Source organism: Streptomyces sp. NPDC058964 (assembly GCF_042741275.1).
In the GTDB taxonomy this organism is placed as follows: Bacteria; Actinomycetota; Actinomycetes; order Streptomycetales; family Streptomycetaceae; genus Streptomyces.
Genome location: NZ_JBHYKH010000039.1, coordinates 19,271 through 31,134, shown reverse-complemented (window position 1 = coordinate 31,134; position 11,864 = coordinate 19,271). Strand labels below are relative to the sequence as shown.

Below are 11,864 nucleotides of genomic sequence, written 5' to 3'. Positions count from 1 at the left end.
GGGGGGGGGCCGCCCACCGCGTGGGGGGTGAGAGGGCCGTCGGGGCGGTACCAGGTCGACAGGTGGTGGACGGAGCCGAAGTGGTAGTCGACCACCAGGTCGGCGGGCGTCGCCCTGGAGAAGACGCCCTGCTCCTGGCCCTCCTCGATGAGCGCACGGAAGCGTTCGTGGTAGCGCCGGCGCTCGGCGCGCACCTGCTTGTTCTTCTCCGGGCTCAGGTGGTGCATGGAGCGGAAGAAGATCATGGCGTCGTCGAGGTGCTCGATGGTCGTGACGACGACGTCGGCCGCCGCCGCCCGCAGCCGCTTCTCCACCGGCTCGTCGGCGCCCGCGAAGGCGTCCAGCCGCTCCTGCTGGACCCGCAGCATGCGCGCGTACACCTCGTGCAGGAGGTCGTCCTTGGACCCGAAGTAGTGGTACAGCGCTCCCTTGGTGACACCCGCCGCCTCCACGATCTCCTGCACGGAGGTGCGGTCGTAGCCCTGCTCGGCGAAGAGCCGGGTGGCGGCGGCAAGGAGCCGCTGCGGAACGGGAGCTCCGTCACCGTCCGTCGTCCTGGGCACTGCCGCCACCTGCCTTTCCGTCATGCCTTACCGGCTTTCGTGCGCTGTTGCTGTTGTGCGCTACTGGCTGTCGTGCGCTCGGGAGCGAAGTTCCCGACGGAGGATTTTCCCACTCGCGGTCTTGGGCAAGTCGGGCAGGATCTCCACCTGGCGCGGGTATTTGTAGGCCGCCAGTCTCTCCCTGCAGTAGACGGCGAGCGCATCGGGGTCGGTTTCGGCACCCGGACGGAGGCTGATGTACGCCTTGACGGTCTCCCCGCGGTAGCCGTCCGGGACGCCGACGACGGCCGCCTCGCGCACCGCGGGGTGCGTGTACAGCACGTCCTCGACCTCCCGCGGCCACACCTTGAAGCCGGACGCGTTGATCATGTCCTTCTTGCGGTCGACCACGTACACCCAGCCCTGTTCGTCCATGAACCCGATGTCGCCGGTGCGCAGCTCGCCGTCCGGGAACGTCTCGGCGGTCGCCTCGGGCCGCCGCCAGTAGCCCGGCACGACCTGCGGCCCCCGTACGACGATCTCGCCCTGCTCGCCGAAGGGGACCTCCTCGCCCCGCTCGTCGAGGACACGGACGACCGTGTCCGGGCCCGGCACGCCCACGGCCAGTGTCCCGGAGACGGGGTCCACCGGCGCTTCCAGGCCGGGTGGGACGGAGGCGCAGGGGCCGCTGCACTCGGTCAGCCCGTAGCCGGTGCGGATGTACGGGCCGAAGCCGGCGCGGAACTTCTCGACCAGGGCGGGCGGTACCGGGGCGCCGCCCGAGGAGATGTTCACGAAGGAGGCGAAGTGCTCCGGGGTGACGTCCGGGTGGGCCGCCAGGGCCATGAAGGCGGTGGACGGGCCGACCGTGTAGTGCGGCCGGTGCTCGGCGAACATGTCCAGGACCACACCGGGCTCGAAGCGATAGGCGAGCACGAGCGTGCCGGCGCTGTTGAGGCAGGCGCCGAACTCGCAGACCATCCCGGTGATGTGGAACAGGGGTGCGAGGGCGTAGTAGACCGGCGCCTCGGGCAGGGCCAGGCCGGTCCGCTGCCGCTCGGCGTTGACCATGATGTTGCCGTGTGTGTTGGTGGCGCCCTTGGGAGTGCCGCTGGTGCCCGAGGTGTAGCTGATCAGGGCGGTGTCGGAGGGTGCGGGGTCGCGGCCCTCGGGCGCCTTGTGGCCCTGCCGGGCGACGGTCACGAGGTCGTCCGCGTCGGGGGCCTGGGGCAGCCGCTCGAAGGCCAGCACGCGCGGGTCGTCGCGGGTCTGGAAGTCCAGCTCGCAGCCGGTGAGCACGATCCGCACGGGCGAGTCGGCGGCTGTCTCGCGCAGATACGCCTCCCAGGCCCGGTCCGAGCAGACCAGCGCGGCCACCTCGCCGTCCCGCAGGACGTGGGCGACCTCCGCCGACTTGTACATCGGGTTGACCGGGACGACGACCGCGCCCGCCTTCCAGGCGCCGAGCACGGCGAGCACGAAGTGGGGGCTTTTCTGCAGCCGCCCCGCCCCCCGGACACCGGGCCGCACACCGCGGGCGCCGCGGGGCCCGGCCACCGAGTCGCTCAGCTCGTCGGCCTCGCGGTAGCCGAGGCGGGCGTCGAAGTAGGTCAGGAAGGTGCGGTCCGGTGCCTCGGCGACGGCCCTGCGCAGGGCGTGGACGAGCGAGTCGGCCGGGTCGACGGGGCCGCGCTGGACGTCGTCGAGGAGGGCGAGCCAGGGCTTGGCCGCGTAACGGGATGCGGTCACCGGGTGCCCTCCCACTTCTGCTGGATGTGGTTCATGTTCGTCAGCCAGCGGTCGGGGGCGGTGGCCCGTGCCTGGTAGTACTCGGCGACCTCGGGGTGCGGCAGGATCAGGAAGCGGTCCTCCCCGATGCCCTTGAAGAGGGCGTCCGCGACGTCCTCCGGCTCGATCGCGGTGGGCTGGAGGACCAGGTCGCCCGCGCTTCCGGTGGCGGCCAGCATGTCGGTGCGGACGCCCTGAGGGCAGATCGCGTGGACCTTCAGGCCACGGTGGCGGTAGGTCAGGGAGAGCCACTCGGCGAAGGCGTACGCGCCGTGCTTGGTGACGCTGTAGGGGGCGGCTCCGATCATGGTCAGCAGTCCGGCGGCGGAGACGGTGGAGACGAAGCGGCCGCTGCCGCGCTCCAGCCAGGCCGGGAGCAGCTCGTGGGCGGCGCGCACATGGGCCATGACGTTGACGTCCCAGGCCTGCGCCCAGACCGTCTCGTCGGCCGACTCCGAGCCGCCGGAGGCGAGGCCCGCGTTGGCGCAGTAGATGTCGACCGTGCCGCCGAGCGCCTCGCGGGCCGCGCCGACGATCGCGGAGGCGTCGCCCGGGACCGCGATCGCGCCGATCTCCCCGGCCACGGCCTGCGCCCGGCCGGCGTCCAGGTCGTTCACGACGACCCGCGCGCCCGCGGCCGCGAACCTGCGGGCCAGCGCGGCCCCGATGCCTCCGCCCGCTCCGGTGACCACCACTCCGGCATCCTGCACGGCTTCCACCATCGGTCTCCTTCGGCACGGTGCGACTCGGCTCTGCCGCGTCAGACTAACCGGTCGGTATGGAGTCCCGGAAGGGCTGTCTCCGTCACCGGCGTGGCCGGTCCGGTTCGTGTCCTGACGCCCCGTCGCGCGCTAGCGTGCCAGGGCATGGCACCCGCAGCGATCACGGAGGTCACCGCATGAAGCTGTCCAGACGGAGCCTGCTCTACGCCACCACGGCGGCCGTCACGGCCTCCGCGGCGGTGACGACGCAGGCGGGGCCGACCGAGCCCACGGGCTCGGCGGGCCCGGCGCGGCACCGGCTGCGCACCGGGTTCGAACGTCTCGCCGACGACGGGTACGCCCCGCTCGACGGACAACGCGTCGGCATCGTCACCAACCCGACCGGCATCACCAGGGACGTACGCCACATCGTCGACGTCATGCACGCCGATCCGCGGGTGCGGCTGACGGCCGTCTTCGGCCCCGAGCACGGCTTCCGCGGCACCGCGCAGGCGGGCGGCTCGGAGGGCCGCTACGACGATCCGGCGACCGGGCTGCCGGTCTACGACACCTATCTGAAGAGCGGCACGGCGCTGGCGGAGGTCTTCACCGCCTCCGGCGTGGACACCGTCGTCTTCGACATCCAGGACGTCGGCGCGCGCTTCTACACGTACATCTGGACCCTGTACGACTGCATGGAGGCGGCGCGGATCGCGGGCAAGCGGTTCGTGGTGCTCGACCGGCCCAACCCGGTGACCGGCCGCTCCGCCCAGGGGCCGGTGCTGCACAAGGAGTTCGCCTCGTTCGTCGGGCGGGAACCGGTCGCTCAGGCGCACGGGATGACGGTGGCCGAACTGGCGCGGCTGTTCAACGGGGAGTTCCTGGGCACGCCGGTCGCCCTGGAGACCGTGCAGATGACGGGCTGGAAGCGCTCGGAGTTCTTCGACACCTCCGGGCTGCCCTGGGTGCCGCCGAGCCCGAACATGCCGACCCCCGACACGGCGCTCGTCTACTCGGGGACGTGTCTGTTCGAGGGCACCAACCTGTCGGAGGGGCGCGGCACGACCCGGCCGTTCGAACTGCTGGGCGCGGAGGGCATCGACGCGCGCTGGGCGGCCGCCGCCGACGGACTCGGCCTGCCGGGCGTGCGGTTCAGGGAGGCGTACTTCGCGCCCACCTTCTCCAAGTTCCAGGGCAAGACCGTCGGGGGCGTGCAGATCCATGTGCACGACCGGGGCGTGTACGACCCCGTGCGTACCGGGATCGCGCTCCTGGTGACCGCGAAGAAGGCGTGGAGCGGCTTCGCCTGGCGGTCCGACAACTGGATCGACAAGCTCACGGGGTCCACGCGGGTGCGCACGATGATCGACGCCGGAGCGGGCACCGACGAGGTGGCCGCCGCCTGGCAGGACGAACTCACTGCGTTCCGGGGCGTACGGCGGAAATATCTCCTCTACAGCTGAGTCACGACGTATGGCCAATCTCGCCAGGTAGCAGGACGATGCGCCCACATCGCACCACTACGGGGGACGAGAGGGCCTGTCATGGCGGATCCTGGGATGAGTGTGACTCCCTACTGGGAGCTGACCTTCGACGCGGACGGGGACGTGGACGGCTCCGAGCGGGACCGGCTGCTGGCGCAGATCGCGGCGCGAGGCGTGCGCGACCTGATCGTCTTCGCGCACGGCTGGAACAACGACCGCTCGGGCGCGACCGCGCTCTACCGCCGCTTCTTCGCACCCGTCCCGAAGCTGGCGCCGAAGGCGAAGGTCGGCTACGTCGGCGTGATCTGGCCGTCGATGCGGTTCTGTGACGAGCCGATCCCGGACTTCCCGAGGTCCGCGGTGGCCGGCGAGGCCACGGCGGCACCGTGCCCCGCGCTGGACGAGGACACCCGCCACGCGCTCCTGGAGACCTTTCCCGGCCGGGCCACGGTGGTGGACCGGATCGCCCGGATGCTGGACCAGCGGTCCGGTGACGACGCCGAGCTGGAGGAGTTCGGGCGGCTGGTGCGGGAGCTGGTCGAGGTCGTGCCGGGCGGCCCCCAGCCGCTGTTCGCGGCGGACACGCTGGCGGAGGGGGTGCCGCAGAGCGAGCCCGTGCTGTTCTCCGGCGACACGGTGGCGGTCTGCGACGACTTCACGCGGGCGCTCACCGGGCTCGGACCCGGCCAGGGGGCCGCCGGGTTCGCGCTGCCCAACCCCTGGGACGGGGCACGCGAGCTGCTGCGACAGGCGACCTACTACGCCATGAAGCGGCGGGCCGGCACCGTGGGAGAGCGCGGACTCGGCCCGGTGATCGGGCAGTTGGCCGGAACGGCGCCGCGGGTGCGGGTGCATCTGGTCGGGCACAGCTTCGGCGGGCGGCTCGTGTCGTTCGCGCTGCGCGGACTGCCCGAGGGGGTGCGCACGGTGAAGTCCGTGACGCTCCTCCAAGGGGCCTTCTCGCACTACGCGTTCTCGGCCCGGCTGCCCCACGACCAGCACGCGGGCGGCGTGCTGCAGGGCCAGCAGAACCGCATCGACGGTCCGCTGGTGTGCTGTTTCTCGTCCCACGACTCGGCGCTCGGCACCTTCTACCCGCTGGCCTCCCGGATGGCGGATGAGGACGACTCGTTCGCGGGCGTCGACATCGGCCGGATGCTGGGCGCCCGTTGGGGGGCGATGGGGCATGACGGGGTGCAGGCGGTACCGGGCACGCGCGGGCTGGACCTCGCCGGGGCGCTGCGCGGGCCGCTGCCCACGTCGGGGTGCGTGAACGTCGACGCGGCGGCGGTGGTCAGACGCGGCGGTCCGCCGACCGGCGCGCACAGCGACATCGTGCACCCCGAGCTGGCTCGGGTGGTGCTGGCGGCGGGCCGCATCGTGTGACCCGCCGCCGTGCTGTCTCTCGCCCCACGACCCGGCGCTCGGCCCAGGTGACGGGCGAGGACGACTCGTTCACGAGCGTCGGTACCGGTACTGGTATCGGTACCGGTATCGGCCCCTTGCCGGGCACGGCGGGGCACGGCGGGGCACGGACGGTACCGGGGACGCGACGGGCGCGCACAGCGACATGGTGCACCCCGAGCCGGCGCGCGTGGTGCAGGCGGCGGGCCGCATCGTGTGACCCGCCGCCGTGCGGACGTCAGCGGTGCGACGTGTACTCCACCACTTGCTGGAAGGTCGGCCGGTTCTGCCAGCTGATCTTCCCGTGCTTGATGCCGCCCAGGGTGCGCTGGACGATCGAGTCGGCGCACCACTGGTCGCCCGCCGAACACTGGTCGTCGCCGGGGTAGACCTGGGCGGCGGTCATGCCGGCCGCCGTCTTCAGCGTGCTGATCAGGACGTCCCGGCAGGAGCTGAGGCCGCCCCCGCCGCAGTACTTCCGCGCCAGGCCGCCCTGCACGGACTCGCCGAGCACCGCCCGGATGTCCTTGTCGACATAACTCCACCAGCCGTACTGGAAGGAGCTGCCCGCGTGCGACCCGGTCGGGCCGTGGGCGGCCGACGGGGACTCGTCGACCGGCAGGTTGCCGCCGAAGGCGGTGTACAGGTCGCTGCCGAGGCCGGGCTCGAACTCGGCCTTCACCAGCAGCGGCCACCAGGCGTCCAGGATCCGGACGGCGTCCGCGTCGGCGTACGTCTTCGACCCTGCCGAGGTCTCCGTCCGTCCGGCGCCGGCGGTCACCCACGCCTGGAGTTTGCTCACCGCCGCCGCGGCCGTGGAGTCGGTCACCGTCGAGCTGTTGACGACCCTGAGCAGCTTCGGCAGCACGTCCTCGGCCCGCAGGTCCGCGAGTGCCGCGGCCGCCATCGCCTTCACCAGGGACGTCCTGGTCACCCCGCCGGCCGCGACCAGCTTCTTCACGCGGTCCTCGAGGAGGTTGCCGCGGTGGACGGAGCCGTCGCCCCAGGGCGCTGTCGTGTAGTCCTTCGCCTGCTTGTTGTTCCAGGAGATGTAGTAGTCCTGGTCGATGGAGCTGGGGTGGGCGGAGGCCGGGGTGTAGTCGGCCGTGTTGGTCGCCGGGTCCCAGTTCCGCCACTCGTACGCCGCCTGCGCCCAGACCGGGAACTCCGCGTCGACGCCGGACGCCCGCACGGGGTTGTCGCCGCTGTTGTAGTACGCGGTGTGCTGGGAGTCGGCGTAGAACCAGTTGAAGGTGTAGTTGATGTGCTGCACCGCGCTCTGGAAGGTCTGCGGGCTCTTCACGTAGTCCGGGTCGTTCAGCATCTGGAAGCCGATGATCGAGTCGGCCTCGTGCAGGTAGGAGGAGCGCAGGGTGGTGTAGGCGACCTTCTTGCCGCCGACGGTGGCCCGGTACTCGACGGGTCCGTACTTGGTGCGCCAGACCCGCATCGTGTAGGAGCCGGCCGCGGTGCCGTCGGCCGTGGTCGGCTTCCAGGCGTTCTTCTGCTCGACCTCGTCCATGGCGGTGCAGGTGCCGTGGTAGAGGTAGTGGTAGTCGTCCTGGCACAGCTCGACGGTGTAGGTGTCGATGATGTCCTGGCCGGAGGTCGTCGCGCTCCAGGAGTAGTCCTGACCGCGGCCGAGTTCGACGTACATGCTCAGCCCCGCGAAGGAGGCGCCGCGGGCGCTGATGCCCGGGCCCTGGATCTCCTGCAGCATGAGCAGCTGCGGGGCGAAGTAGCCGGTCTGCGGTCCGAAGACGGCGACCGGATGGCCGCTCGCGGTGTACTTGCCGCTCACCACCAGCGCGTTGGACATGCCGCGCTTGGCGGAGCTGAGGGTGGTGGCCGCCGCCGTGGCCGACGCACCGGTCGCGCCGGCGGTCGCGGCGCTGCCCGTGCGGTCGTAGACCAGCGGCTCCTGGGTCACCGAACCGGCGTCGGGCAGGGCCTCGCCCTGGGCGTCGTCCGGCCTGGTGGCGTACGGGAAGCTCTCGCCGTCGTGAACGGTGAGGACGGCCTCGGGGTCGTTGCGCTCGCGGAAGGACTCCCAGACCTTGGTGCCCTCCTCCACGCCGTACTTGGACTGGGCGGCGATCAGGGAGATGGCGTTGTTGACCTCGCCGCCGCCACCGGATCCGAAGAGCGAGCCGATCACGGAGGCCAGGGCGACCAGGTCGGTGATCTTGAAGTGGTCGATGGTGCCGGCGTTGGTGATCGAGTCCTTGTGTCCCGTCAGGACGTACTCGCCGGGGAAGTAGCGGCCGCTGTCGGAGGCGTCGATGTAGGAGTTGATGCCGTCGAGATAGGCGTCGGCGTCGGAGAGGGCCTGCCGGCCGCGGGCGCCGTTCCCGGCGACCGCGCCGTCGATCTGGGCCTGGAGGTCCGCCTCGGTGTAGGGGGCGTTGCGGTAGAACTCCTGCTCCAGGCCCTGGTTGCTCGGGGCACCGCCCGCGAAGGTGGTCAGCTGGCCACGGCCCACGTGCCGGAAGACGTCCATGAGCCACAGCCGGTCCTCGGCCGCGGCGTACCCGGCGCCGAACTCCGTGCCGTACCTGGTGGTGCCGGTGATGTGCGGCACACCGGTCTTCTTGTCGCGGACGATCGTCACGTCGCTCCGGCCGGCCGGCTTCTCAGTGGAGGCGACCTGGTCGGAGGCGACCCCGAACGACGCGTCGTTGAAGAAGGTGTTGATCTTCGCGTCGGTGAGCGTCGAGTACCCGGTGGCCAGGCCGGCGTAGGGGCCGAGCTGATCCTCGGCATGACTGGGCTGGGTGCCGAACACCTGGTTGAGGAGGATCTGGGCGAGGGTCGCGTTGCCGTTCTCGCCGGGCGGCAGGATGTCCGAACACTGGCCGCCGCAGTAGTCGTTGGAGGCGGCGGCAGCGGCGGGCACCTGGGCCAGCGGGGAGAGCAGGCCCGCGACCAGAACGCATACGGATGCGGTTTTCAGGAACCCGGTGAGAGTGCCGGGAGTTCTCAGTCTGTTGAACAACGCGTTGCGTGGGGTGCGCCGTGCCATGGCAGCTCCTGTTGGGCCGTGGGGTTGGCGGGACGTTACCGCCGGTATCCCCGAGATTGAAGATGAACATGCGTCACTTTTTGGAGTCGCCGGTGTCGTTGCGCGGGGTCAACCCGGGCGGCCTTATGGACGGCATCGGAAATCGAATGGAGCCGAATCGGGCGTCGATACGTCTATTCGGCGACGTCGTGCGATGTCACGCGAAGGCCCGTACGACGACGCCGAAGTGACCGAAGTTCAGGTACAGGTGTGACGGAGGTGCAGGGCGATGGCCGGTTTCCGGAGTCTGGCGAGACAGGTGCGAGATCCCAGGTGCGACCTGGCGCTACGGCGCTACTCGCTGCGCAAGTGCCTGGAGCGCTTCGCTCCCTACGGACACAGGGCGACCTGGGACCACCTCTGCTCCCGGGCCGGGTTCGGTCCCGAGGACCGGTCCCCCGATCCGGCGCGGCTCGTGGCCGCGCTGGAGGAGCTGGAGGAAGCGCGGGCGGTCTGGCTCGCCTATGAGGTCGAGTTCGCCGAACGCCGCAGGAAGGAGAAGCACGACGGGCTGCGCCGGCCGGGCAGTGTGGACGACTGGCACCGGCTGACCTGGGGCGGCTTCGGTGTCGCGTGGTGCGACAACCCTCGTGTCCACCCCGATGAACCGTTGGCAGAGGTGCTGCGACGGCTGATCGCCGCCCTGGAGCGCGAACCGGGTTCGACCTGCCCGGTGTGTGACGGGGAGCGCCTCATCTGGAAGTACGACCTGGACCACGAACCCTCGGCGGGTCCGGTCTGCGTGGACTGCGGGATTCTCGTCCCCCGGCCGGTGCTCACCCCCGAGGCACTGGCCTACGCCAGGCGCGGCAGGCTGCTCGTGTCGGCCTGAGGCACGTCGGGGGTGCGCCGGGGATGCCGCACCCCCTATCGAACGGCGACGTCCGGCACCATCGAGGCATGGTGCAGGTGTGTCTCAACGGGCGCCGGGCAGGCGCCGACGGTGCGTGTGTGCCCCTGTCGCCGGAGGCGATGGCGGAGTCGGCGGCGCAGGCCGTCGCGGCCGGGGCCACGGACGTCCATGTGCATCCGCGGACCCCGTGCGGGCGGGACAGCCTGTCCCCGCGCATCGTCGCGGCGACGCTGCAGGCCCTGCGGGCGCGGGTGACGGTGCCGGTCGGAGTGGCCACGGGAGCCTGGGCCGAGCCCGATCCTGCCGTCCGTCTGCGGCAGTTGCGGTGCTGGACGGTGCTGCCCGACCACGCTTCGGTCAACTGGCACGAGCCGGGCGCGGAGGAGCTGGCCGCGCGGCTGATCGCCATGGGCGTGGGAGTCGAGGCGGGCATCTGGTCCGGGACCGACGGAGCGGCCCGGTTCACTGCCTCGCCGCTCGGGCCGAAGGTGCTGCGGGTGCTGGCGGAAGTGACGGATCCCGGCCCGGACACGGCGGAGGCGTCCGCGCGCGGGCTGATCGCCGAACTGGGTGACGCCCATGGCCGTCCGGTGCTGCTGCACGGCGAAGAGGGCGGCGCCTGGCCTGTGTTGCGGCTGGCCGGCCGGCTGGGGCTGGCGACCCGGACGGGGCTGGCGGACACACTCCTGCTGCCGGACGGTCAACGGGCTTCTTCAAACGCCCGGTTGGTGACCGAAGGTCTGGCCCTGTACAGGTCGGCGGCCGAAGGGGGCGACTCTAGCAACCGATAAACCGGTCGCTCCACCGCTTTGCCGCGCGGACAGTGGGCGGCGATGAAACCCGCCTGAGGAACCACGTCCGAGGAGTCCGACATGTCGACGCTGCGCGTCACCGCCGAAGTGCTGACCGTCCACGAGCATCCGAACGCCGACGCGCTCGAGCTGGCCCAGGTGGGCCTGTACCGCGCCGTCGTCGCCAAGGGCGCTTACCGCACCGGCGAGGCGGCCGTCTACATCCCCGAGCAGGCCGTGCTCCCGGCCGGGCTGATCGAGGAGCTGGGGCTGACCGGACGGCTGGCGGGCGGCAACGCCGACCGGGTCAAGGCGGTGCGGCTGCGCGGGGAGCTGTCGCAGGGCATCGTGTGCCGGCCGAGGGCGCTGGCGGATGTCGACCTCGCGCGGGCCGCGGCCGAGGGGACCGACTTCGCGGAGCGCCTCGGCATAGCCAAGTGGGTGCCGCCGATCCCGCCGACCATGAACGGTGACGTCGAGTCCGCCCCGGACCTGCTGCCCTGGGTCGACATCGAGAACGTCCAGCGCTACCCGGACGTCTTCACGCCGGGCGAGCCGGTGGTCCTGACCGAGAAACTGCACGGTTCGGCGTGCCTGCTGACGTATCTCGCCGACGAGGGGCGGGTGTTCGTGTCCTCCAAGGGCTTCGGCGCCAAGTCCCTCGCCCTGAAGGAGGATCCGCGGAACCTGTACTGGCGGGCGATCCGGGGACACGGGGCCGCCGAGGCGGCCGCGCGGCTCGCGGAGCGGCTCGGGGCGCGCCGGGTCGGGATCTTCGGGGAGGTGTTCGGGGCCGGCGTGCAGGACCTGACGTACGGGGCCGACGGCCGCCGGGAGACGCTCGGGTACGCGGTGTTCGACGTGTCCGCGGAGATCGACGGAGCCGTACGCTGGCTGGACGCGGCGGAGCTGCTGGAGGGTGAGCTGCCGCTGGTGCCCCGGCTTTACGAGGGCCCGTACGACATCGACCGGGTCCTGGAGCTCGCCGGTGGACGCGAGACCGTCTCCGGGCGCGGGCTCCATCTGCGGGAGGGTGTGGTGATCCGGCCGCTCGTCGAGCGCTACAGCCCGGTGACCGGGGGCCGGGCCATCGCGAAGGCGGTCAGTCCGGCCTATCTGACCCGGAAGGGCGGAACCGAGTTCGAGTGAGCCGCCCCGGCGGGGGGGGGCGGGGGGGGGGCGGGGGCGCGGGCGCCGCGTCGGGGGGCACCCCGACGCGCGGCGGCCGGCCGCGCGCGCC

General features: G+C 71.7%; 9 protein-coding genes. 5 read left to right on the top strand and 4 right to left on the bottom strand.

Translation table 11 applies throughout. The features are described 5' to 3' along the window. The 3 genes from ACFW2E_RS07880 to ACFW2E_RS07870 form a co-directional block, all read right to left on the bottom strand. Nucleotides 1-563, bottom strand: a 563-nt coding sequence (locus ACFW2E_RS07880) for a TetR/AcrR family transcriptional regulator (protein ID WP_384463035.1), incomplete at its 3' end; no start/stop codon positions are given. A 60-nt stretch (nt 564-623) separates the two neighbouring features. Further along, a complete protein-coding gene (locus ACFW2E_RS07875) occupies nt 624-2,291 on the bottom strand; it encodes a class I adenylate-forming enzyme family protein (protein WP_384463032.1) in 1,668 nt (555 codons plus the stop codon). Continuing rightward, the gene (locus ACFW2E_RS07870) at nt 2,288-3,052 is read right to left on the bottom strand and encodes an SDR family oxidoreductase (protein ID WP_384463029.1); all 765 of its coding nucleotides are present in this window, start codon (nt 3,050-3,052) and stop codon (nt 2,288-2,290) included. The genes ACFW2E_RS07875 and ACFW2E_RS07870 overlap by 4 nt, the downstream gene beginning before the upstream one ends. Nucleotides 3,053-3,228: 176 nt before the next feature. Here ACFW2E_RS07870 and ACFW2E_RS07865 point away from each other — a divergent pair, with 176 nt between their 5' ends. Then, entirely contained in the window at nt 3,229-4,494 is a 1,266-nt protein-coding gene (locus tag ACFW2E_RS07865) for an exo-beta-N-acetylmuramidase NamZ domain-containing protein (RefSeq protein ID WP_384463026.1), read from the top strand. Between the two features lie 81 nt (nt 4,495-4,575). Beyond that, the gene (locus ACFW2E_RS07860) at nt 4,576-5,901 is read left to right on the top strand and encodes a serine-threonine protein kinase (RefSeq protein WP_384463023.1); all 1,326 of its coding nucleotides are present in this window, start codon (nt 4,576-4,578) and stop codon (nt 5,899-5,901) included. Between the two features lie 256 nt (nt 5,902-6,157). Here the strand turns inward: ACFW2E_RS07860 and ACFW2E_RS07855 are convergent, their stop codons facing one another. Next, nucleotides 6,158-8,941: a penicillin acylase family protein gene (locus ACFW2E_RS07855; RefSeq protein WP_384463020.1), complete on the bottom strand. Its 2,784-nt coding sequence runs from the start codon at nt 8,939-8,941 to the stop codon at nt 6,158-6,160. A 268-nt stretch (nt 8,942-9,209) separates the two neighbouring features. Here ACFW2E_RS07855 and ACFW2E_RS07850 point away from each other — a divergent pair, with 268 nt between their 5' ends. The 3 genes from ACFW2E_RS07850 (at nt 9,210) to ACFW2E_RS07840 (ending at nt 11,773) form a co-directional block, all read left to right on the top strand. Continuing rightward, nucleotides 9,210-9,812, top strand: a complete 603-nt coding sequence (locus ACFW2E_RS07850; protein ID WP_384463017.1) for a hypothetical protein — start codon at nt 9,210-9,212, stop codon at nt 9,810-9,812. A 68-nt stretch (nt 9,813-9,880) separates the two neighbouring features. After that, nucleotides 9,881-10,624, top strand: a complete 744-nt coding sequence (locus ACFW2E_RS07845; protein WP_384463014.1) for a 3-keto-5-aminohexanoate cleavage protein — start codon at nt 9,881-9,883, stop codon at nt 10,622-10,624. An 81-nt stretch (nt 10,625-10,705) separates the two neighbouring features. Beyond that, nucleotides 10,706-11,773 (top strand): RNA ligase (ATP), encoded by a 1,068-nt coding sequence (locus tag ACFW2E_RS07840; protein WP_384463011.1) that lies wholly within the window; start codon nt 10,706-10,708, stop codon nt 11,771-11,773. The last annotated feature ends 91 nt before the right edge of the window (nt 11,774-11,864 follow it).